General features: G+C 32.6%; 22 protein-coding genes and 2 pseudogenes. 20 read left to right on the plus strand and 4 right to left on the minus strand.

Translation table 11 applies throughout. The features are described 5' to 3' along the window. Positions 1-53: 53 nt before the first annotated feature. Both xseB and DZ67_RS0107930 read left to right on the plus strand, forming a co-directional pair. Positions 54-230: an exodeoxyribonuclease VII small subunit gene (xseB, locus tag DZ67_RS0107925; protein WP_024788105.1), complete on the plus strand. Its 177-nt coding sequence runs from the start codon at positions 54-56 to the stop codon at positions 228-230. After that, positions 227-1,003, plus strand: a complete 777-nt coding sequence (locus DZ67_RS0107930; protein WP_024788106.1) for a carbon-nitrogen hydrolase family protein — start codon at positions 227-229, stop codon at positions 1,001-1,003. Before xseB ends, DZ67_RS0107930 begins: the two co-directional genes overlap by 4 nt. Positions 1,004-1,040: 37 nt before the next feature. Here DZ67_RS0107930 and DZ67_RS0107935 read toward each other — a convergent pair whose 3' ends face one another. Continuing rightward, the gene (locus DZ67_RS0107935) at positions 1,041-2,087 is read right to left on the minus strand and encodes a dehypoxanthine futalosine cyclase (RefSeq protein WP_201767432.1); all 1,047 of its coding nucleotides are present in this window, start codon (positions 2,085-2,087) and stop codon (positions 1,041-1,043) included. 53 nt (positions 2,088-2,140) lie between these two features. On the opposite strand from DZ67_RS0107935, the gene DZ67_RS0107940 reads away from it, so the two are divergent. From DZ67_RS0107940 to DZ67_RS0107980, 11 genes are read left to right on the plus strand one after another with little or no spacing between them, the layout of a single operon-like run. Further along, positions 2,141-3,022 carry a GGDEF domain-containing protein gene (locus DZ67_RS0107940; protein WP_024788108.1) on the plus strand — a complete coding sequence of 294 codons (882 nt, stop codon included), beginning with the start codon at positions 2,141-2,143 and terminating at the stop codon, positions 3,020-3,022. Between the two features lie 8 nt (positions 3,023-3,030). Next, positions 3,031-3,552 (plus strand): CvpA family protein, encoded by a 522-nt coding sequence (locus DZ67_RS0107945; protein ID WP_024788109.1) that lies wholly within the window; start codon positions 3,031-3,033, stop codon positions 3,550-3,552. A gap of 9 nt (positions 3,553-3,561) precedes the next feature. Further along, positions 3,562-5,070, plus strand: coding sequence for a lysine--tRNA ligase (gene lysS / locus DZ67_RS0107950; RefSeq protein WP_024791982.1), 1,509 nt, complete (start codon positions 3,562-3,564; stop codon positions 5,068-5,070). A 10-nt stretch (positions 5,071-5,080) separates the two neighbouring features. Continuing rightward, positions 5,081-6,331, plus strand: a complete 1,251-nt coding sequence (locus DZ67_RS0107955; RefSeq protein ID WP_173391326.1) for a serine hydroxymethyltransferase — start codon at positions 5,081-5,083, stop codon at positions 6,329-6,331. A 30-nt stretch (positions 6,332-6,361) separates the two neighbouring features. Then, positions 6,362-6,904, plus strand: a complete 543-nt coding sequence (locus tag DZ67_RS0107960) for a DUF1882 domain-containing protein (protein WP_024788112.1) — start codon at positions 6,362-6,364, stop codon at positions 6,902-6,904. A gap of 9 nt (positions 6,905-6,913) precedes the next feature. Next, entirely contained in the window at positions 6,914-7,594 is a 681-nt protein-coding gene (locus tag DZ67_RS0107965; protein ID WP_024788113.1) for an SPOR domain-containing protein, read from the plus strand. Then, the gene (locus DZ67_RS0107970; protein WP_024788114.1) at positions 7,594-8,997 is read left to right on the plus strand and encodes an anthranilate synthase component I family protein; all 1,404 of its coding nucleotides are present in this window, start codon (positions 7,594-7,596) and stop codon (positions 8,995-8,997) included. Before DZ67_RS0107965 ends, DZ67_RS0107970 begins: the two co-directional genes overlap by 1 nt. A 3-nt stretch (positions 8,998-9,000) precedes the next feature. Next, a complete protein-coding gene (locus DZ67_RS10975) occupies positions 9,001-9,393 on the plus strand; it encodes an STAS domain-containing protein (RefSeq protein WP_236619541.1) in 393 nt (130 codons plus the stop codon). Positions 9,394-9,424: 31 nt separating this feature from the next. Beyond that, the gene (locus tag DZ67_RS10980) at positions 9,425-10,129 is read left to right on the plus strand and encodes a hypothetical protein (RefSeq protein WP_236619542.1); all 705 of its coding nucleotides are present in this window, start codon (positions 9,425-9,427) and stop codon (positions 10,127-10,129) included. Then, a complete protein-coding gene (locus DZ67_RS10985; protein WP_024790998.1) occupies positions 10,119-10,343 on the plus strand; it encodes a chemotaxis protein CheX in 225 nt (74 codons plus the stop codon). Before DZ67_RS10980 ends, DZ67_RS10985 begins: the two co-directional genes overlap by 11 nt. Before the next feature lie 42 nt (positions 10,344-10,385). Then, on the plus strand, positions 10,386-11,198 hold the full coding sequence (locus tag DZ67_RS0107980; RefSeq protein ID WP_024791983.1) for a shikimate dehydrogenase: 813 nt from the start codon (positions 10,386-10,388) through the stop codon (positions 11,196-11,198). Positions 11,199-11,219: 21 nt separating this feature from the next. Here the strand turns inward: DZ67_RS0107980 and murA are convergent, their stop codons facing one another. The 3 genes from murA to DZ67_RS0107995 all read right to left on the minus strand — a co-directional run bounded on the left by murA (position 11,220) and on the right by DZ67_RS0107995 (position 13,745). Next, complete coding sequence (murA, locus tag DZ67_RS0107985) at positions 11,220-12,485, minus strand: UDP-N-acetylglucosamine 1-carboxyvinyltransferase (protein WP_024788116.1); 1,266 nt, start codon at positions 12,483-12,485, stop codon at positions 11,220-11,222. Then, positions 12,478-13,323, minus strand: coding sequence for a deoxyribonuclease IV (gene nfo / locus DZ67_RS0107990; RefSeq protein ID WP_024788117.1), 846 nt, complete (start codon positions 13,321-13,323; stop codon positions 12,478-12,480). Before nfo ends, murA begins: the two co-directional genes overlap by 8 nt. A gap of 86 nt (positions 13,324-13,409) precedes the next feature. Next, positions 13,410-13,745, minus strand: coding sequence for a histidine triad nucleotide-binding protein (locus DZ67_RS0107995; RefSeq protein ID WP_024788118.1), 336 nt, complete (start codon positions 13,743-13,745; stop codon positions 13,410-13,412). A 52-nt stretch (positions 13,746-13,797) separates the two neighbouring features. On the opposite strand from DZ67_RS0107995, the pseudogene pheS reads away from it, so the two are divergent. From pheS to serA, 7 genes and pseudogenes are all read left to right on the plus strand, one after another. Further along, a pseudogene (pheS, locus tag DZ67_RS10050) lies at positions 13,798-14,780 on the plus strand (phenylalanine--tRNA ligase subunit alpha). Continuing rightward, positions 14,777-17,020 carry a YtpR family tRNA-binding protein gene (ytpR, locus tag DZ67_RS0108005; protein WP_024788120.1) on the plus strand — a complete coding sequence of 748 codons (2,244 nt, stop codon included), beginning with the start codon at positions 14,777-14,779 and terminating at the stop codon, positions 17,018-17,020. The pseudogene pheS and the gene ytpR overlap by 4 nt, the downstream one beginning before the upstream one ends. Continuing rightward, positions 17,017-18,307: pseudogene (aroA, locus tag DZ67_RS11325) on the plus strand (3-phosphoshikimate 1-carboxyvinyltransferase). Before ytpR ends, aroA begins: the two are co-directional and overlap by 4 nt. After that, complete coding sequence (locus DZ67_RS0108015; protein ID WP_024788121.1) at positions 18,297-19,133, plus strand: 4-hydroxy-3-methylbut-2-enyl diphosphate reductase; 837 nt, start codon at positions 18,297-18,299, stop codon at positions 19,131-19,133. The pseudogene aroA and the gene DZ67_RS0108015 overlap by 11 nt, the downstream one beginning before the upstream one ends. After that, positions 19,124-20,281, plus strand: a complete 1,158-nt coding sequence (locus DZ67_RS0108020) for a S1 RNA-binding domain-containing protein (protein WP_024791007.1) — start codon at positions 19,124-19,126, stop codon at positions 20,279-20,281. Before DZ67_RS0108015 ends, DZ67_RS0108020 begins: the two co-directional genes overlap by 10 nt. Beyond that, the gene (locus tag DZ67_RS0108025; protein ID WP_024788122.1) at positions 20,278-20,724 is read left to right on the plus strand and encodes a hypothetical protein; all 447 of its coding nucleotides are present in this window, start codon (positions 20,278-20,280) and stop codon (positions 20,722-20,724) included. The genes DZ67_RS0108020 and DZ67_RS0108025 overlap by 4 nt, the downstream gene beginning before the upstream one ends. Further along, positions 20,725-22,293, plus strand: a complete 1,569-nt coding sequence (gene serA / locus DZ67_RS0108030) for a phosphoglycerate dehydrogenase (RefSeq protein ID WP_024788123.1) — start codon at positions 20,725-20,727, stop codon at positions 22,291-22,293. It begins immediately after the preceding gene. Positions 22,294-22,297 lie beyond the last annotated feature (4 nt).

Raw genomic sequence — 22,297 nt, forward strand, 5'->3', positions numbered from 1 at the left:
GTGAGTAGTGAAAATGGTGAATGTTGGATAATGAATTTTGATAAAGGAGAATTATGCAGGATTTTGAAAAAAAATTAAAAGAGGCAAAAGAGCTTTTGGAAAAATTAAACGACCCTGAACTTACGCTTTTTCAGGCGATGGAATATTATAAAAAAGGTATAAAACTGCTTGAAGAGGCTGCTAAAATGATAGAAGAGGCCAAACTTCAGTTTAAAGAACTTACAAAATGAAAATAGCGGCCCTTCAAAGTGCCGAGCTGCCTATAAATAAAACAAAACTTGATTATTATATAAATATTGCAAAAAAAGAAAAAGTTAAGATTTTTATTCTTCCCGAATATGTTTTAAACAGGTTTTTTAAGGAACTTGAAAAAACACCAAAAAATTTTATTATAGAACAGTCAAGACATCAGTTGGAACTTCTTAAAAAACTATCTAAAATTTATAATATCGTAATCATTGCACCTGTTGTGACATATGAAGATAAAAAATTTTTTAAGATAATCATCAAAGCAAAAAACGGTAGAATTTATAAATATTATCAGCAGATTTTAATGCCATATTCACATTGGAATGAAGAAAAATTTTTTGCTAAAAAAGAAAACAGGCCTTTTATTTTTAATATTCAAAATATACGCTTTGGGATAATGTCTGGATTTGAGAGCCATTTTACTAAATTTTGGGATTATTTTGAAACTAAAAAGGCTGATATTGTTTTAATTCCGAGTATTGGAACTTTTAATTCTTTTAAAAGATGGTTTGAAATGCATAAAACATTTGCTTTTTTAAAAAATATGTATGTATTAAGGGTTAACCGTGTGGGAAACTGGAAAGAATGGGAGTTTTACGGAAAAAGTTATCTTATAAACCCTTTTGGGGAAGCAGAAAATATTTTGGGAAATAAAGAAGAGATGATGATTTGCAAACTTGATAAAAACATTATTAAAGAAGCGAGAAAAGAATGGAAATTTAATAAATTAAGCAGAGGGCTTAATTTAAGTTAAAAGTGAGAAGTTAAAAGTTAAAAATTTTATATTTTCATTAATCAAAAATTTCAAGTATTTCATACGCCGTGTTTCTTTTAGCCGGAATTTCCCCAACGTCTTTAATCAGTTCAATCATTTCCTGCTGATTCATAGCGTTTTGAGCGCCCGCGCTTCTAACCACATTTTCTTCCATCATGGTAGAACCTAAGTCGTTCGCCCCGTATAAAAGTGCAAGCTGTCCGATATAACTGCCCTGTGTTACCCAGGAGCTTTGAATGTTTTTAAAATTATCCAAAAACACTCTTGCAACCGCAAGATACCTTAAATATCTGTTTGAAGAAGCCTTATATTTTACAATACCTTCTTTATAAAGTGCAGTATTGTACGGCTGAAAAGACCACATAATAAAAGCTCTGAATCCTCCTGTTTCGTCTTGCAATTTTCTTATTAAATTCCAGTGTTCCACTATTTCCTCTATTGTTTCCACTGTTCCAAACATCATTGTTGCGGTTGAGCGCATGCCTATTTCGTGTGCGCTTTTATGAACTTCAAGCCATGTGGAAGTATCTATTTTATTGGGTGCTATTATATCCCTTACCCTGTCGCTTAATATTTCCGCCCCGGCTCCCGGAATTGAAAAAAGCCCTTTTTCTTTTAGCCTTATTAAAACTTCTTTTACAGGAATTTTGCTTATTTTGCTTATATATGCAATTTCGGGTGCAGAAAATCCATGTATGGTTATCTCCGGATATTTTTTATGAATGTGCTCCACTAAATTTTCGTAAAAATCAATTCTTAAATTCGGATGAACACCTCCTTGAAAAAGTATCTGTGTTCCACCTATTTTTATCAGTTCATCAATTTTTTTGTCTATTTCTTCAAAACTCAGAATATATGCATCTTCATTTTTTTTATGCCTGTAAAAAGCACAAAATTTGCAGTCAATAAAACATATATTGGTATAATTTATGTTTCGGTCGACAATAAAAGTGGTTATTTTTTCAGGATGAAGCTCTCTTTTCTTTTCAAGCGCCATTTTTCCGAGAGTAATTAAATCCCCATTTTTAATTAAATCTACTGCTTTTTCTTTGGATATTCTCAAAATAACTCCTTTTTTTTGTATAATTGCTTTATAATATCAAAAAAAGGCAAATCATGGAAGAATTGATTGAAAAAATATCCGGGAAAACGATTAATGAGCTTAAAAAAGCAAATAAACCTGCTTATCCGCTCTATTACAGGGATGTTTTTGTAAATATAACAAGAGAAGAGAAAATATTAGACCAGTTAAACCCGAGACTTTTATGTATTGAGCCAAATCTTAGCGAAGAGCTTATAAACAAAACCGCAGATACGGTAAAAAATATAAATCAAACCTCCAACAATATAAAAGAGGAGTCGATTAAACTGCTTGAAAAAATTGAGCCTGTCGAAGCAGAAGAAGTTAAAAGTCTTGTTATTCAATATTCTTCCAAACTGCTTGATCAGATTAATAAAATGCAAAATAAAATAAATGAACTGGAGATGGAACTTGACAGGGCTTACAAGGAACTTTTGGTTGATCCTCTCACAAAAGCATTTAACAGAAAGGCTTTTGAAAAAGATATAAATGAAATTTTAGAGGCGGGAAAAAACAGGGATTTGGATATGGCTCTGGCTATTGTCGATTTGGACCATTTTAAAGAAATAAACGATACCTACGGGCATCTGGTAGGTGATTTTGTGCTTAAAAAACTTGTGGAAATAGTAAGAAGACTTTTAAGAAAAGAGCATAAAATATACAGAATAGGCGGTGATGAATTTGTAATTTTACTAAACAGAACCGATTTGAAAGCAGCGGAAGTTATAATTGAGAGAATAGTGAAAACCATAGAAAAAACAAAAATGAAATACAAAGAGCATTTGATAGACATAACAATATCAGTGGGACTTACAATGCACAAAAGCGGAGACAGTATTGAGGGTATTGTTAAAAGAGCGGATATGGCTTTATATGAGGCAAAAAAAAGCAGAAACAAATATGCGGTAGAGTTATAAGGATAAAAATGTGGTTTGATGCGGTAATTATAGGAATAACGCTTATATTGGCGATAAAAGGTTTTTTTAACGGATTTGTAAAAGAAATTGCAGGACTCATTGGATTAATAGGCGGATTATGGCTTGCAAGAGAATATTTCCACAGTGTCGGAATATATATCGATAAAAATCTTTTTGCAATAAAAAATTATACCGCCATAGATTTGGTGGGTTTTATTGTTGTTTTTGTGGGTTTTTGGATAAGTGTTGTTTTTATAGGATTTTTAATTAATAAAATTTTAAAAATGAGCTCTCTTGGTGCTCTTGATAAAATTTTAGGATTTATTTTTGCCGGGCTTAAGTTTTTTTTATTGATAAGTGTGATTATAGCACTTTTATATAAAGTTGAATTTATTAAAGAAAAAACCCGTAAATATATTAAAAACAGCATTACTTTTCCAATATGTTTAAAAGCCGGAGAAAAAATAATAAACCTTTCTCCCAAAGATTTAGAAAAACTTTCTAAAAATGTTAAAATTTCAAAAAAATAAAGGGAATTAATGTTTAGCAACGAATACGTAAAACAAAGAATGGCAAAAGCTTCCAATTTAAAAGAAGCAGGAATAAACCCGTATGCCCATAATGCTAAAAGAGATACTAAAATTTCTGAATTTTTAGAAAAAAACAAAGATATAGAAAATCTTGAAAACAAAAGGGATGAAAACAGAATATTCACAGTGGCGGGGAGAGTTAAATTCCTAAGGCTCATGGGAAAAGCCGCATTTTTTAAAATTGAAGACGAAAGCGGTATTTTGCAGGTTTATATGAATAAAAATGATTTGGGTGATAATTTTAACTTACTCAAAAAGAATCTTGAAGTAGGGGATATTGTGGAAGTTAGCGGATATCCGTTTATTACTAAAACTGGAGAGCTTACAATTCATGCCAAAGTTGTGAAAATACTCACAAAAGCGGTTCATCCATTGCCGGAGAAATTCCACGGTCTTCAGGACGTGGAAACTAAATACCGTCAAAGATATCTTGATATGATAATGAATAAGCAAACGAGAGAAAGGTTTAAATTAAGAAGTAAAATTGTTTCTCTTATAAGAGAATTTTTTCTGAGTCATGGATTTTTGGAAGTTGAAACCCCGATGCTTCATACAGTTGTAGGAGGCGCAAATGCAAGACCTTTTATGACACATCATAATGCGCTCGATATAGAAATGAATCTTAGAATAGCACCTGAACTTTTCTTAAAAAGACTTATAGTAGGCGGTTTTGAAGCAGTGTTTGAGCTTAACAGAAATTTCAGAAACGAAGGAATTGATCAAACCCATAACCCTGAATTTACAATGCTTGAATATTATTGGGCATATCATAATATGCAGGATTTGATGAATTTGACAAAAGAGCTTTTTAATTATCTGCTTGAGAAGTTGCATCTTCCTAAAAAGATGCCTTTTGGAGAGAGGGAAATAGATTTTAACGATTGGAAAATAATTACTTATAAAGATGCATTAATTAAAATAGGAAATATTCCAGAAAATATTTTGGAAGATACTGAAGCTATGAAAAAATATTTAAAAGAAAAAGGAATTGAAATTGAGGAACATATAGATTCACGCGGAAAACTGTGGGCGGAACTTTTTGACGAATTTGTTGAAGATAAGCTTATCAATCCGACTTTTATAACCCGGTTTCCTATTGAAATTTCACCTCTTGCAAGAAGAAGCGATGAAAACCCTGAATTTGCAGAAAGGTTTGAACTTTTTATAGCCGGGAGGGAAATCGCAAACGGTTTTAACGAATTAAATGACCCGATGGATCAGTATGAAAGGTTCAAAGCCCAGCTTGAGGCTAAGGCAAAAGGTGATGAAGAGGTTATGGATATGGATTACGATTATATAAGGGCGCTGCAGTACGGAATGCCTCCTACTGCAGGTGAAGGAATAGGAATTGACAGGCTGGTTATGCTTTTGACCAATACGGAATCTATTAAAGATGTTATTTTATTCCCTACAATGAAGCCTAAAAAAGAGATTTTTGATAAAGACGATACAAAATAAAAAAGGAGTTATAATGAGTTTAAAAAATTTTGATGCTGACGTATATTCAATTTTGGAAAAAGAGTTAGTTAGACAAACAGATCATCTTGAAATGATTGCCAGTGAAAATTTCACTCTTCCTGAAGTTATGGAAGCTATGGGAAGTGTTTTTACAAATAAATACGCAGAAGGTTATCCAGGTAAAAGATATTACGGCGGATGCGAATATGCAGATATGGTGGAACAGCTTGCAATCGACAGGGCAAAAGAGCTATTTGGATGCAAATATGCAAATGTTCAGCCGCATTCTGGAAGCCAGGCAAACGGGGCGGTGTATGTTGCTTTAATGAAACCGTATGACAAACTTCTCGGAATGGATTTAAGCAACGGAGGGCATTTGACACACGGGGCAAAAGTTAATTTTTCGGGAAAACATTATCACAGTTTTTCTTATGGAATAGATGAAAAAACAGGCAGAATAGATTACGACAGGGTAAGAGACATTGCAAAAATAGTTAAACCTAAAATGATAGTATGCGGTGCAAGCGCTTATCCAAGAGTTATTGATTTTGCAAAATTCCGCGAAATCGCTGATGAAGTAGGCGCTATTTTAATGGCTGATATTGCCCATATCGCAGGACTTGTGGTAGCGGGAGAACATCCCAATCCTTTTCCGCACTGTGATGTGGTGACAACTACAACACATAAAACCCTGAGGGGGCCGAGAGGCGGTTTAATTCTTACAAACAATGAAGAATATGCCAAAAAAATAAATTCTGCAATTTTCCCGGGAATTCAGGGCGGACCCCTTGTTCATGTAATTGCTGCGAAAGCGGTCGGGTTTAAAATGAATTTGGATGCAAGCTGGAAGGATTATGCCAAACAGGTAAAAGCAAATGCAAAAGTTTTAGCCGAAGTTCTTCTTGAGAGGGGATATGATTTGGTAAGCGGCGGAACGGACAACCATTTGATTCTGGTCAGCTTTTTAAATAAAGAATTTAGCGGAAAAGAAGCAGAAGAAGCACTGGGAAGGGCAGGAATAACAGTAAATAAAAACACGGTTCCGGGCGAGAAAAGAAGCCCTTTTGTCACAAGCGGTATAAGAGTCGGCTCACCTGCACTTACAGCCAGAGGTATGAAAGAAAAAGAATTCAAGTTTATTGCACAAAAAATGGCAGATGTTTTAGATGATATTTATAATGTAGAGCTTCAGGATAAAGTGGCGAAAGAATTAAAAGAATTGGCAGGCAAATTTGTAATTTACAACAATCCTACCTATTAATTTGTCCCCCTTTTGGGGAAAGGAGCGTTTTTGGCCTATAATGTAGATGTTTCAATGATAAAAATAAATAAAAATTATTATTTTGAATACAAAGGGAAAATTGTAAATAAAATTGTCTATAAAGGCAAAACCTATTTTGATAAATATGAAAGAATAAATGAGCCTTTGACTCTTAAGATTATGAATGAACATATTGAAAAAAGAAAAATTATCGCTTTTGATTTAATCAATAAAAATACGGTGGAAAATATTGTTTTTGATTATAACGGAAGAGACCCTGAGAAATTTTGGAACAGGGCTTCTTTAATATTAAGGCAGGAAGGTTTTTTAAATTTTACAGCATACAATTCGAAAACACCCGGGCATTTGCATCTGTATGTGCATAAAGGCCATACGACGTTAAATGAAGGGATTCAACTTGCCAAAAAACTTTCTTTAAAATTATCTTCAAAACTGCCTAAACAATGGAGAATGTTTCCGACAGATGAATTGCCAAGGGAATTTAATATATTGAATCTGCCTTATGAACTGTATAAAAAAGAAAGGGGTGCATCTTGGTCACAACACATGTAAGGAGAAAAAATGGAAAAAGATGATTTATTAAACATTAAACCTAAGAAAAATATAAAAAAACCTTTAATTTACGGTGCAATCGCTTTTTTGATTTTTATAATCGCTGTTATAGTATATGCAATTTATTCAAATTCAAAACAGGAAAATGTTGTTTTGCCTCCTCAGGTTAATGAAACTCCAAAAGAGAGTTCCGGCGGATTTAAAGAAGTTCCTATTGAGGAAAACACGTCAACTATAAGTGAAAAATTAACTAAAAATGTAATTATAAACAATACAAATGAAAAGAATGAAACAAAGGTCAATGAAAACAGAATTAACAAAACGCCTCAAAACAGTGACCAAAGCGGTATGGAACAGTCAAAAAAACAAACTTCCGAAATTTCTAAAAATAAACCCACACATACTCTAAAAAAAGAATCATCAGTTAAAAAAAGTGTTTCACTCAGATATTATATTCAGGTGGCAGCTTTAATAAAATATAAAAAGCCGGATAAAAAATTTTTGAATTTAATAAAAAAAGAAGGCTTTGATTACAGGATTTATCATACTTATATAATAAAAAACCATAAAAAAATACCTGTTACAAAAATATTAATCGGTCCGTTTAGAAATGAAAAAGAAGCTAAGAAAAATTTGAAAATTGTTAAAGAAAAATTAACTCAAAATGCATTTATATTCAAGGTTAAATAATGGTATATACAAAATTTTTGTTAGACGAACTTTCAGCGGTGGCTATATATTCCCAAATCTCTTCACTTTTTCCGGGTGAAAAACTTTTTTTGCTTGAAAGTGTTATAAACAACGATAACGGTAATTTCAGTTTTATTTTTGTAGGCGAAAAGGAAAAAGTTGTTTTTGACGGAAATAAAACGGCTTATTTTAAAAATAATAAAAAAGAAGTTTATAATACAGACCCTTTTAGCTTTTTAAAAAAATATTATAAAGATATTGAAAAAAATTATTATAAAAAAATTTCACAAAAACTTAATATCGGCTTTGTCGACGGATTTATAGGATATGTTTCTTACGATATGGTGAAAATATTCGAACCTGTTTTAAAACAAGAAATGGATAAATTAAAAGATGAAACCGATATACCCGATTTTTATATGATAAGGCCTAAAATAATAATAGGCCTTTCCCATAAATCTTCTGAAATCACCGTTATTGTCAATGATGAAAAAATGGAAAATTATTTATATATTATAAAGGATTTGCTGACTTCTGGATATAAACATCTGCCTTTAAAACCCATAAAAATAGAAAAAGAGCCACATTTTTTATTTAATAAAGAGCAGTTTTTTGAAATAGTGGAAAAAGCGAAAGAGAATATTAAAGCGGGGGATATATTTCAGATTGTTTTATCAAACAGACTTTATTTAAAAGCAAAAATTGATAAATTTTCTTTTTACAGGAAACTTAGAAGCAAAAATCCATCCCCCTATCTCTATTTTTTAGATTTTGGCGAATTTTCAATTATAGGTTCTTCTCCGGAGGTTATGGTAAGACTTACCGATGATGTTGTTTTGTTAAGACCGATAGCCGGAACAAGGAAAAGAGGCAAAACCCTAAAAGAAGATTTGGAAATGGAAAACGATATGATAAACGACCCTAAAGAAAGAGCCGAACATGTAATGCTTGTGGATTTGGGCAGAAACGATGTAGGAAGAATAAGCAGGGGGGGGAGTGTGAATGTCGAGGATTTTATGAGGGTTGAGAGATATTCCCACGTAATGCATTTGGTAAGCGATGTTGTGGGAATAAAAGATGAAAAATACGATATGTTTGATGTGTTTAAAGCCACTTTTCCCGCAGGAACCGTAAGCGGTGCCCCTAAAATAAAGGCAATGGAGTTAATAGCATCATATGAAAAGGTAAAAAGAGGTTATTATGCGGGAAGCGTCGGGTATTTCGGCTTTGACGGAAATATGGACAGTGCCATAACAATAAGAAGCGCTTTGATTAAAAAAGATAATGTAATTTTTCAAGCCGGAGCCGGCATCGTTGCAGATTCAAAACCGGAGCTTGAATTTAAAGAAATTAATAATAAATTGGGCGCATTGGTTTCAACATTAAAAGAATTAAGTGAATAAAAAATGGGGGTATTAAAATCTTATACAGGTAAAAAGGTTTTAATCAGGCCTCAGGGGTTTTTGGATTCTCAAAACGCCTCTTTAATAATAACACCCCAGGATATCAATAATTTTATAAACAGAAAAATTAAATATGTCAGCATTGATTTTGGTAAAATTATCAGTGTTAATATTTCCGGCATGCGTTTTTTAAATGATATATTTGAAAGACTTTATAAGAATAATATAGAATGCGCAATATTTTCTGCCAATAAACAAATAGTGGATATTTCCCTTAGAATTGAAAACAGATATTTCAATATTTATGAAAATGAAGAAGTTGAAAAACTTTTTACATCGGAAGAAATAATTACAAAAGATATTTACATCTGTTGCATAAAATTTAATAATTTTTAACTTAGTAAAAAAAGGTTATGTGCCTGTCGTAGTGGATAATGAAAAGAATATAAATACTCAAAATGCGCTTATAATAAAAAACAGTATCGTTTCTAAGTTTGCAAATACAATAAGTGCCGTGACAAAAAACGATATTGTATATTTCTTTTTTGACGGCTTTTTGGATGCCGATATAATAAATATGTTTGATATTGAATATTTTAGGCGTTCTTTGCTCACCGGGTTTAGAGTATTTGTTTTTGATATGAATAATGTAAAAGGTCTTAATATTCATGCCGTCAGATTTCTTTCGAAACTTGGTGTTGAAGCCGCTGAATACGGAGCACTTCTTACAATAATCGGACTTGATACCAAAGGTGTGCAGCCTAAACTTCTTGAAGATTTGGAAATTGTGGGATTTGTATTTTTTGCAGATGAGAAAACTTTTTTACAAAGTGATGTTTTAAAAGAGGCCAAGGCCAATATGCAAATTGTTTATAAAACCCAAAGAAAAATTACAAAAGAACTTGTTGAACTTTTGCCTTATTTTGTAAAATCTACAATAGAAACAATTGAACTTTTAACAGGAATAGAAGCAAAAAAAGAAAAACCGGAATATACGGAAATAGAAATAGACACAAATAAAAACTATGTATCGAGTTCGATAGGTTTTTATGGGGATGTAGACGGATTAATGATACTGATTTTTGCTGAGGAGCTTAGCAAAAATTCTAATCGGCGAAGAATTGACAAATAAAGAAGATTTAATAGATATGGTGGGGGAGTTTGCAAATATTATAGTGGGAAACGTAAAAAGCGAATTTCAAAAAAAAGACATAGAAATTGACCTGACCCTTCCAAAAGTTTTTGAAGATTTGGAAAAATTAAAGGTTTTGGTTGAGAAGAAAAAAGCTTTAAAAATTAAATTTTATTTTGAAAAAGAAGAATTTTATATTTATCTGACAAGGTAATTATTTAGTGAGTAGTGAGTAGTGAGTAGTGAGTTGTGAGTTGTGAGTTGTGAGCCTGCCCGGCCGCTTGAAAAGCGGCGGGGTAGTGAGTTTTTAATTTTTGGAAATCCCGTAAGCCATTCCAAATCTCCTTTAATGCACAACTCTTTTTTTAAAAAAGAAAAAATCAATGCCTGTTATACAAGATTTTTATTGACTGACGGAGAAGAAATTGTTAAAAAATTTAAAGAACTTAAAATAAAAGGCGCAAATGTCACTGTGCCGCATAAAGAATGGGCATATAAACTGGCCGATGAGGTCAGGGGCAAGGCAAAAGAAATTGGAGCGGTAAATACGCTTGTGGAAGAAGAGGGAAAAATTGTCGGATACAATACAGACGCCGAAGGATTTTTGGAAGTAATTAAAGATTTCAAATTTAAAAAAGTTTTAATAATAGGGGCAGGAGGAACAGCCAGGGCTTTAAGTTATGTGCTGCCTGATGCTCACATTCTAAACAGGAGCGAAAACAGGCTTGAGTTTTTTCAAAAAAAAGGCAAAGTTACTTTCACTTGGAAAAATTTTAAAAATTTTGATTATGATTTAATAATTAATACAACAAGTGCGGGGCTTAATGAAAATATTCTGCCGGCCCCAGCTCAGATTATTGAAAAACTTTTTCTAAACGCTGAATATGCCGTGGACGTAATTTACGGAAAAGTAACGCCTTTTTTGAAGCTTGCCCAAAAATATAATCTAATTACCAAAAGCGGTATTGATATGCTGGTTTTCCAGGGAGTTCTTGCAATGGAATATTTTTTGGGGAGAAAATTAAATAGAAAAGAGGTTGTAAAAATTTATTTTGAAATACTTAAATAATTGATAAAAATTAAAAAAATTTTAAGGCCTTTCTTCACTTTTTAGCTCCATTACGGCTGAAAGTTTTTTAAATTTATCTATTAATTTTTCATATCCCCTGAAAAGATGATAAATCCTGTGCACTTTTGTTTCGTTTTTTGCAATAAGTCCGGCTAACACTAAGGCAGAACTGGCTCTGAGGTCTGTTGCCATTACATCAGCACCTATTAACTGGGTAGGCCCTTTAATAGTTGCAATTTTTCCTTGTATTTGTATGTTTGCCCCAAGTCTGTTTAGTTCAGGCACATGCATAAATCTGTTTTCAAAAAGTCTCTCTTCTATAGAGCTGACACCTTCGGCCTGAGTGGCGACAGCCATAAGCTGTGCCTGCATATCTGTAGGAAATCCCGGATATTCGGAAGTTGTTATGTCTACAGGGTTTATTTTTTTTGCCGGAAATATTTCTATTTGATTTTCTCTCACTTCAATAGGAAATCCCATTTGGGAAAGTTTGACTATTACACTCTCAATATGCTCTGGTATCACATTCTTTAAAAGTATGTTGGAATTTGTAATTGCACCTGCGGTTAAATACGTTCCCGCTTCTATTCTGTCAGGAATTATGCTAATTTTAGGAAAATTTAAAAGTTCACCATCGGTGCCTTCAATTACTATTTCGTCATTTTTTCTTTCTATTTTAACGCCGGCATTTTCTAAAATCTGGCATAATTGATTAACTTCCGGTTCTTTTGCAATATTTATTATTTTGCTTCTCCCTTTTGCAAGTGCTGCCGCCATTATTATATTTTCGCTGCCGGTGACTGTTATTTTGTCAAATATTATTGTTGCACCTTTTAGTCTGCCTTTTGCATGAATATACCCGCCTTCTATTGTGATATCAGCTCCCATAAGTTCCAGTGCCTTTAAATGCAAATCCACAGGCCTTGCCCCTATGGCACAGCCTCCGGGAAGAGAAACTTTTGCCTCGCCGAACCTTGCAAGCAAAGGGCCTAAAACCAGGATTGATGCTCTCATTGTTTTTACAATTTCATAAACTGCGGTAGTGTTGTTTATTGTAGATGTGTTTATTGTTAAAGTGTTGTTTTTAAAATTATAGCTTGCACCCAAATATCCAAAAAGTTTAAGGAGTGTTTTTACATCGGCAACTTCCGGGACATTTGAGAGGTTTACTTCATTTTTGGCAAGTATCGTAGAAGCAATAACCGGTAATGCCGCGTTTTTAGCGCCGCTTATTTCAACACTTCCGGAAAGTTTTGGAGACTCAAAAATATGTAAATATTTATACATTTTCGAAACTTTTAAGCAGTTTTATTTCTTCTTCCCAAATTTCAGGTTCAATTGTTTCCAGAACCAGAGGAATATTGTCAATCCGTTTATCACGCATAATAAATTTAAATGCATCAAGTCCTATTTCACCTTTTCCCAAAGAATGGTGTCTGTCCACACGGCTTGCAAATTTTGCCTTTGAATCATTTATATGCATGCCCTTAAGATATTTAAAACCGACAGTTTCATCAAATTTTTTCATAGTTTTTTCATATGTCTCTTTTGTTCTTATATCATAACCGGCTGCAAAAATATGTGCCGTATCGATACACACTCCTATTCTTTCTTTATCGGTAATTTTATTTATAATATATTCCAAATGTTCAAATTTATATCCAAGATTACTTCCCTGTCCCGCAGTTGTTTCAATTACGAAAATACAACTTTCAGTCTCTTTAATAGCTTTATTTAAACTTTCACTTATTAAATCAAGACACTCATTTTCGCTTATTTTTTTCAGATGGCTTCCAGGATGAAAATTAAGGTATTTCAGTCCCAAACTTTCAACCCGTTTAGCCTCGTCTATAAAGCTTTTTAGAGATTTTTCCCTTTTTTCAATTTCCGGATGCCCTAAATTTATTAAATAACTGTCATGTGGTAAAACTGCATCCGCACTAAAACCATGCTCTCGCATATATTCTTTGAATTTAGCTATATTTTTTTCACTTAAAGGCTTCGCAAACCATTGTCTCTGGTTTTTTGTAAACAGGGCAAAACCGTCAGCACCTATCTTTTTTGCATTTAATACGGCATTTTCAACACCTCCCGCCGCACTTACATGGGCTCCGACATACTTCAAAATATCTCCTTTATTTTAAAACTTACTTGGCTACTTGGTACTTGGCTACTTACAACTCTCAACTCACTGCTCACTTTTTTCACTAATTATGCCAGTTTTGGCCATTTGAGCTTTCCATCCGGATTTGCAACCATATGAACATGAAGATGAAAAACTTCCTGTCCTGCGTTTTTACCGTTGTTTGTTATTAATCTGTAATCATTTAGGTTTAGTGTTTTAGCAACTTCTTTTATAAATTCTGCCATTTGAGGAAAAATTTCGTCAGGGGTTGAATCGAATTTTTCAAAATGCTCTTTCGGAATTATTAAAACATGAACGGGTGCTATCGGATTAATGTCATAAAAAGCCAAAAATTTATCATTTTCCGTTACTTTTTTGCTTGGAATTTCACCTTTAACTATTTTACAAAATATACAATCCATTGAAAGCCTCCTTTTTTTTTGGTATTATATCCAAAAATTTTAAGGAGCTTTAGTGGATTTAAGCGAAATTAAAAACACTCTTAATTTGGATGAACTTGAAAAATTAAGAGATAAATATTTATTAAAAATGGTCTTATTACACAGGAATTTAAAAAACTGAAAAATTTAAACGAAGAAGAAAGAAAAAAAGTAGCAAGAGAACTTAACGAATTAAAAGAAAAAACCATAAATTTGATTCAAAATAAAAAAGTGGAACTAGAAGTTAAACTGCTTGAAGAAAAAATGAAACTTGAAAAAATAGATGTAAGTTTGTATTCTCCAAAAACCACAGGGGCGATTCACCCGATTACGGATACAATGAATAAAATTATTAATTTTTTTACAAGAATGAATTTTTCCGTTGAAACCGGTCCTTTGATAGAAGATGAATTTCATAATTTTGAGGCGTTAAATCTTCCTAAATACCATCCCGCCCGCGATATGCAGGACACTTTTTATTTTAACGACGGAAAACTGCTCAGGACTCACACTTCCCCTGTACAAATCAGAACAATGCTTTCTCAAAAACCTCCTATCAGAGCAATAAGTCCGGGAGCCGTTTTCAGAAGGGATTACGATTTGACACACACTCCCATGTTTCATCAGGTAGAAGGGCTTGTGGTGGATAAAAAAGGAAAAGTTAGTTTTGCAAATTTAAAATTTATACTTGAAAGTTTTTTAATACATATGTTCGGAGATGTAAAAGTCAGATTTAGACCCTCTTTTTTTCCTTTTACGGAACCGAGTGCAGAAGTGGATATAAGCTGTATTTTTTGCAAAGGCGAAGGATGCAGGGTATGTTCGCATACCGGATGGCTTGAAGTTTTGGGATGCGGAGTGGTTGATTCGAATGTATTTAAAGCCGTGGGGTATGAAGATGTAAGCGGATATGCATTCGGACTGGGTGTTGAAAGATTTGCAATGCTTATAAACAGGATAAATGATTTAAGAAGTATGTATGAAGGAGATATAAGACTTATGGAGCAGTTTAAATGAAACTAACAAGAAAATGGCTGGAAGAATTTATAAATTTAGACGGTATATCAACCGAAGATATTATAACCACACTTAACAGAATAGGAAATGAAGTAGAAGGTTATAAAAAAATAGAGATTCCTGAAAATGTGGTAATAGGGGAAGTAATTGATTGCGTTAAACATCCCAACGCAGATAAATTAAATGTATGTAAAGTTGATGTAGGGGAAGAAATACTTCAGATTGTATGCGGTGCAAAAAATGTGGCTGCTGGTCAGTTTGTTGTTGTTTCAAAAGTCGGGGCATCTCTGCCTGAAATTAAAATAAAAAAAGCAAAACTTAGAGGAATTGAATCAAACGGAATGATTTGTGCGGCAAGGGAGCTTGGTCTTCCTGATTTTCATGAAGGAATACTGGTTTTGGACAATTCGTTAGGGGAACTCAAAAAAGGCGAATATGCCGGAAATTATCTAAACGATGAAATAATAGAACTCGGAATTACCGCCAACAGGGGAGACTGTTTTTCTATATACGGAATTGCAAGAGAACTGGCAGCCGCATTTAACAAAAATATAATTTCCGAAGAATTTACATATGAAGAAATACCCGAAGGTATAGGAAGAATTGTAAAATTTGAAAAAACAGATATTAAGCATTCTTCACATTTAATCAAAGCTTTTCAGGGAAGTGTTAAAAGTAATCTTAAAATTAAATACAGACTGAGTTTGTGCGAAATAGAAGCAAAAAATGATTTGGATGAACTTATAAAATATTCAATGCACGCCACAGGGGTGCTTTTGGTTGCATCGGACGTTAAGAGCAGTTTTGAAGAAAATAACGGTGTTGACGAATTAAAAACCCAAAGCGGAAAATATCAGGTTGGAATTAAAAACGATATAAAACTTGAAAATCCCTCTCAATTTATTATTGACGCCAACTATATAGACCCTGAATATGTAAGCGAAATTGTATTTGTTAATAAACTCACAACCGATGAATATTTTTTTAAAGCGAGCAGGGGCAGTGAGCCTGATTTAAAAATCGGTATGGATTATTTTATAAAAGAGAGTAATTTAAAAGTATATTCATCTGAAATAGATTTTATAACGGAGAAAAAACCCCTTGTTTTAAATGTCTCAAGTAAAGAAATTTGCGAAATTATCGGTCAGAATATAGAGGAAGAAAAAATTGTCGAAATTTTAAAAAAGCTTGGGTTTGTCATTGAAATAATAGGAGATGAAACATTCAGGGTAAAAATTCCAGAATTCAGGGCGGATGTAAAAAATATTCAGGATGTTTCCGAGGAGGTTTTAAGAATATACGGAATAGATGAAATAAAATCTTCACCTTTAAATTTTGAAGAAAAAAACAGAATAAACGATATTATAAACAAAATTGATTTTATAAACGAATTAAAATTAAAATCTGTTTCTCTCGGATTTTATGAAGCGATTCATTTTGTGTTTGATGATAAAGAGAGATTAAAAAAATATGGTTTTGAAGTTGTTGATGAAAAGCTTGATTTGGCCAACCCTATTGTAAATGAACTTTCAACACTGCGCAGCACTCTGCTTTTGCAGCTTTTGGATGATATTAAAAGGAACAGGGCAAACGGATATAAATCAATATATTTATTTACAATAGGAAGTGTTTATAATAAAAATAGAGTCGAATTAACAAAAGCAGCCTATGTTATCAGCTCGAATGCAGAATTTGAAAACATAACCAATCAGGGAAAACCAAAAAAAGTTGAATTTAAAGATATGATTGAGAAATTGTCTTCTGTAATAGGAGAATTTAAATTAATGCAAAATGATTCTCATCCATTAGCCCATCCATATCAAAATGCAAAAATCATAAAAGACGGGAAAGAAATTGGAGTAGTGGCAAAGTTGCATCCAAAAGTACAAAAAGAATTTGATATTGAAGATACAGTTTTTGCGGAAATTGATTTGAATAAATTGAAAAGACCAAAAAAAGAGGCGAAAATTATCAATAAATTTCCAAAAGTAAACAGAGACCTTTCCATTGTTACAGATAAAAATATTACATACAAACAGATATTTGAATTAATAGATAATTTGAATATAAAAGAGTTAATAGATTTTTATCCTATAGATATTTATGATTTAGGAAAAAGTAACTCACTTACTATCAGATTTGTAATTCAGGGTGAAAAAACCTTAACAGACAATGAAATAAATGATATAATGCAAAAAATAATAAAAAAATTGGAAGAAAAAGGTTTTAGCTTAAGATGAATTTAGAAGTGGTTGCAGGTAAAAGATTTAATGAAGAATTTATTGTAGATGCTGATAAATCAATTTCTCACAGATGTGCTATTTTTTCTTTGCTTACAAAAGGAACAAGCAGAATAAAAAATTTTTTAAGGGCTGAAGATACTTTAAATTCGCTCTCTATCGCAAAAGCTCTCGGGGCCGAAATAAAAGATGATAATAATGAAATACTTATAAATGCCCCAAAAGAGATAAAAGAAGCCGACGATGTTTTATACTGTGGAAATTCAGGAACGAGTATAAGAATATATATGGGGCTTTTAGCCGGAATCAACGGCTTTTTTGTATTAACCGGAGACAAATACCTAAGACGCCGCCCTATGGCGAGGGTAGCCAATCCTTTAAGAAGTATCGGCGCAAAAATAGACGGAAGAGAGGGTGGTGATTTGGCTCCTTTGGCCATAAGAGGCGATAAACTCAAAAATTTTGTATATGAAAGTAAAATAGCTTCCGCCCAGGTTAAATCCGCCCTTATTTTGGCCGGACTCAATGCAAACGGCAAATCTGTTTACAGAGAGCCATTTTTAAGCAGGGACCATACAGAAAGAATGCTAAAAGGTATGGGAGCAGATATTAAGTAGTGGAAAGTGTAAAATTAAGATTGAAATCAATCCGCTTGAAAGCAAGTTAGAACCGCTTGACATTGAAGTTCCAAATGACCCGAGCAGTGCTTTTTTCTTTGCCGTAGCCGCCGCCATTACCAAATCAAGAGCAGTTATTAAAAATGTTACGCTTAATCCTACAAGAACTGAGGCTTATGAAATTCTTAAAAAAATGGGAGCAAATATAGAATATATTTTAAAAGAAAATAAATACGAACCCATCGGGGATATTATAGTTGAAGGCGATAATTTAAAGGAGGTGGAAGTTAGCAATAATATACCATGGCTGATAGATGAGCTTCCTGCACTAAGTATCGCTATGGCAGTTGCCGAGGGTGAGAGTGAGGTAAAAAATGCAAAAGAGCTCAGGGTTAAAGAAACAGACAGAATTAAAGCGGTTGTAAAAAATCTTAAAAATTTAGGAATAGAGGCAGAAGAATCTGAAGACGGATATAAAATAACGGGCTCTTTTCCAAAAAGCGGAACCGTAAATTCATTCGGAGACCACAGAATTGCCATGAGCTTTGCAATTTTGGGGCTTTTGTGTCCTGTTAAAATTATTGATGTGGATTGTATAAACACATCTTTTCCTAATTTTTTTAATCTGTTTAATAAAATAGCTAAGTTCAGGGTGGAAAATGCTGATTAAAAAAGCCAAAAGTTACGGATTTTGTTTTGGTGTAAAAAGAGCGGTTGAAATTGCCGAAAATTCTAAAAATGCCGTTACACTCGGTCCGCTTATACATAATCCACTTGAAATAAAAAGGCTTGCCAAAAATTATAATGTAAATTATGTTGATTCAATTGAAAAAATAGATAAAAACATAAAAAGGGTGATTGTAAGAACCCACGGTATTCCGAAGAAAGATTTACAAAAGCTTAAAGAAAAAAAAGTTGAAATAATTGACGCCACATGCCCTTTTGTTAAAAAACCCCAGGAAATTGTGGAAGATATGAGCAAAGCTGGATATGATATAGTAATTTTCGGGGATATCAATCATCCTGAAATAAAAGGTGTTATGAGTTACAGCGTTCATGAGAGGGTTTTTGTTGTGCTGGATATTGATGAACTTAAAAAAATAAAACTTAAAGAGCATATAGCGACGGTTGCACAAACTACAAGAAAAATTCAGGATTATTTAAAAATTACTGATTATTTAATAAAAAATTATAAAGAAGTCAGGGTGTTCAACACCATCTGTAATGCAACATTTGAAAATCAGGATGCTGTAAGGGCTCTTGCAAAAGATGCGGATATAATGATAATTATAGGTGGTAAAAACTCTTCTAATACAAAACAGTTATATAATATTGCAAAAGAGTATGCCCAGAGCCATTTAATAGAAAATGAAAAAGAAATAAACCCCGAGTGGTTTAAAGGAAAAAAGCTTTGCGGAATCAGTGCCGGTGCCTCGACTCCGGAATGGCTGGTAGAAAAAATAATCTCAAAAATAAAGGAAGTAACATGGAATTGAATATCGGTGATGTAGTTGAATTTAATGTGGAAAAAATAATAAAAGGCGGATTTATTTCCCATATAGACGATACTGAAATATTTTTGCCAAAAAGCCTAAGCGGTCTTAAAGAAGATGAAAGTGTAATCGGTAAAAAGGTAAAAGCAAAGGTAAAAGAATTTAAAGAAAATTCTGTTGTAGTTGATAGAAAAGCATATTTAAATGAAATAAAAGAAAAATTAGAGAGCTTAAAAGACAAAATAATATCTGCAAATGTTACAAAGGTTAAAAATTCCGGTCTTGTAATAGATATAGACGGAATCAGCGGTTTTGTTCCAAAAGATGAAATTTTTTATAAAAAAATAGATCATAAGAAATATATCAGTGTCGGAGATGATGTTGAAGTAATGCTTGTTGATCCTGTAAGAAGAATATTTTCCATTAAAAAAGCCCTGCCTAACCCTTGGGAAGAAATTAAAGATTTAAATAAAGGCGATGTTGTAAAAGTTAGTGTTTCACATATTACAGATTACGGCGCTTTTGTTGATTTGGGAAACGGGGCTGAGGGATTTTTGCATATAAGTGAAATTAACTGGGACGGTATGAATGATTTAACTCTGGGGCAGGAAATAGATGTTGAAATAGTAGAAATTAATACTGATGAAGAAAAACTGAGAGTCAGCAGAAAAAACCTTTTGGATAAACCTGCCGAAGAATTCTCAAAAAAATATAAAAAAGGCGACATATTAAAAGGTGTTGTTACAAAATTTATAAATGTAGGTGCTTTTGTTGAAATAGACGGAATAAGTGTTCTTCTACCAAATAAATTTGTAAGTTTTAAAAAAGGCGAAAAAGCAAGCGATGTGTTAAATATCGGCGATGAAATAGAAGTAAAAGTAATTACAATAGAGCCGGAAAATAATAAAGTGATTGTTTCAAGAAAAGATGTTCTTTCAAATCCTTATGAAGAATTTGCAAAAAATTATCAAATTGGAGATAATGTAAAAGGAAAAGTCAAACATATTACTGATTTTGGAAGTTTTGTAGATTTAGGAGATGTTGAAGCACTGGTTAGAAAAGAAGATATGAAAAATGAATATAATGTGGGAGATGAATTCCAAGGTAAAATTATAGAACTTAACGGAGATAAAATTAAGCTTGCTGAATGAAAATAATAATTTCTTTGCTAAGCGTTTTAATTTTTTCTTTGCTTGTATTAACTTATGTTAAAATTTCAAAACCAAATTTTATTTGGCAAAAATATGAAGAAAAAAAAGTTGAAATTAAGACAAGTAAACCTGAAAAATTTCCTGAAATTTCTAATTTTGAATATAATGCCCTTCCCGCAAGGGTTTTATATGAAAAAATTGATTTTAAAAAAATAAAAACAGTTATTTTATATAAAATAATAATAAAAGGTACAGACAGGTTTTCGCTTTTTAATGTTTTGGAAATTTTGAAAACCAAAAAAGTTCCTTATTCAATGATTAAACAAAAAAATGTTTCAGTTTATGTAATTTTTAAAAATTTAAAAGAAGCTGAAAATATATTGAATTTATTTAAAAATTATAATTTTCCGATAAAATTACAAAAAATAATAAAAAGGATTTAAATGAAAGTAGTAATTTGCGATCCAATTCACGAAGCCGGATTTGAAATACTAAAAAAAGCAAAAGATATTGAACTCGTTGATGCAAGTAAAACACCGAAAGATGAACTTTTAAATGTAATTGAAGATGCTGAGGGTGTAATTACGAGAAGTCCAACGCCTGTAAATGAAAAATTTCTTACATCAGCTAAAAAATTAAAAGCAATTGTAAGAGCGGGGGTCGGGGTTGATAATGTTGATATCAAAAGCTGTTCTAAAAAAGGTATTATTGTTATGAATGTTCCTACGGCAAACACATTGGCAGCAGTTGAACTTACAATGGCTCATTTATTTGCAGGGGCAAGAAGTTTTACAAATGCTGTATGGAATTTGAAAAAAGAACATGTTTGGAACAGGGAAAAATGGCTTGGAATTGAACTTGCAGGTAATAAACTCGGAATTATAGGTTTTGGAAATATAGGAAGCAGGGTGGGAGTGAGAGCAAAAGCACTTGAAATGGAAGTAATTACATATGACCCTTATATCGATCCAAGCAAAGCAACAGATTTAGGTTGTAATTATACAACCGATTTTGAGGAAATATTAAAATGTGATTTTATTACAATCCATACTCCTAAAACACCTGAAACAATAAATATGATCACAAAAAAAGAAATTGAAAAAATGAAAGACGGGGTGGTGTTAATCAATTGTGCCAGAGGAGGTTTATATAATGAAAAAGATGTTTACGAAGGATTGAAATCAGGTAAAATAAGATGGCTTGGAATAGATGTTTTTGAAAAAGAACCGGCTACAAATCATCCGTTTTTTGAGCTCGAAAACACATCTGTTACACCTCATATAGGGGCAAATACCGTAGAATCACAAAGAAGAATCGCAACCCAGGCGGCCGAAGCTATTATAGAAGCTCTTAGAGGAAGCAGTTATCCTAATGCTCTTAATCTTCCTATTAATACGGCAAATACACCTGAATGGGTTATTAAATATCTTGAACTCTCCCAAAAAATGGGATATATCCTTTCTCAGATAATTAAAAAATCAATCAAAAAAGTAAAAGTAAATTTAAGCGGGGATATTGCTAAAGAAGAAAAATCTGTTTTAACATTTACAGTAGTGGGGCTTCTTAAAAATATCACAGACAGTGTAAATTATGTAAATGCGGAATTTTTGGCCAAAGAAAAAGGAATTGAATTAAATACCCAAGAAATTAAAAACACTACTTATAAAAATTTTATCAATATAAAAATAATTACCGATGAAGGGGAATATTCCATAAGTGGCACAATGCTTGATGAATATCCGAGAATTGTTGAATTTAAAGGATTTGATTTGGAATTTGAGCCTAAAGGTAAAATGATATTCTTTAAAAATACCGACGTACCCGGGGTAATAGGTGAAGTCGGAATGACACTTGCGAAAAACAAAATAAACATTGCCGATTTCAGACTGGGCAGAAACCAAAAAGGTCAGGCAATGGCTGTTATTATTGTAGATAATCATGTTAATGAAGATGTATTAAATGAACTTAGAAACTTAAAAGCCGCTTTAAGTGTGGCTTTTGCGGAAATTTAAGGAG

Source organism: Lebetimonas sp. JS138 (assembly GCF_000523335.1).
Lineage (GTDB): Bacteria > Campylobacterota > Campylobacteria > Campylobacterales > Nautiliaceae > Lebetimonas.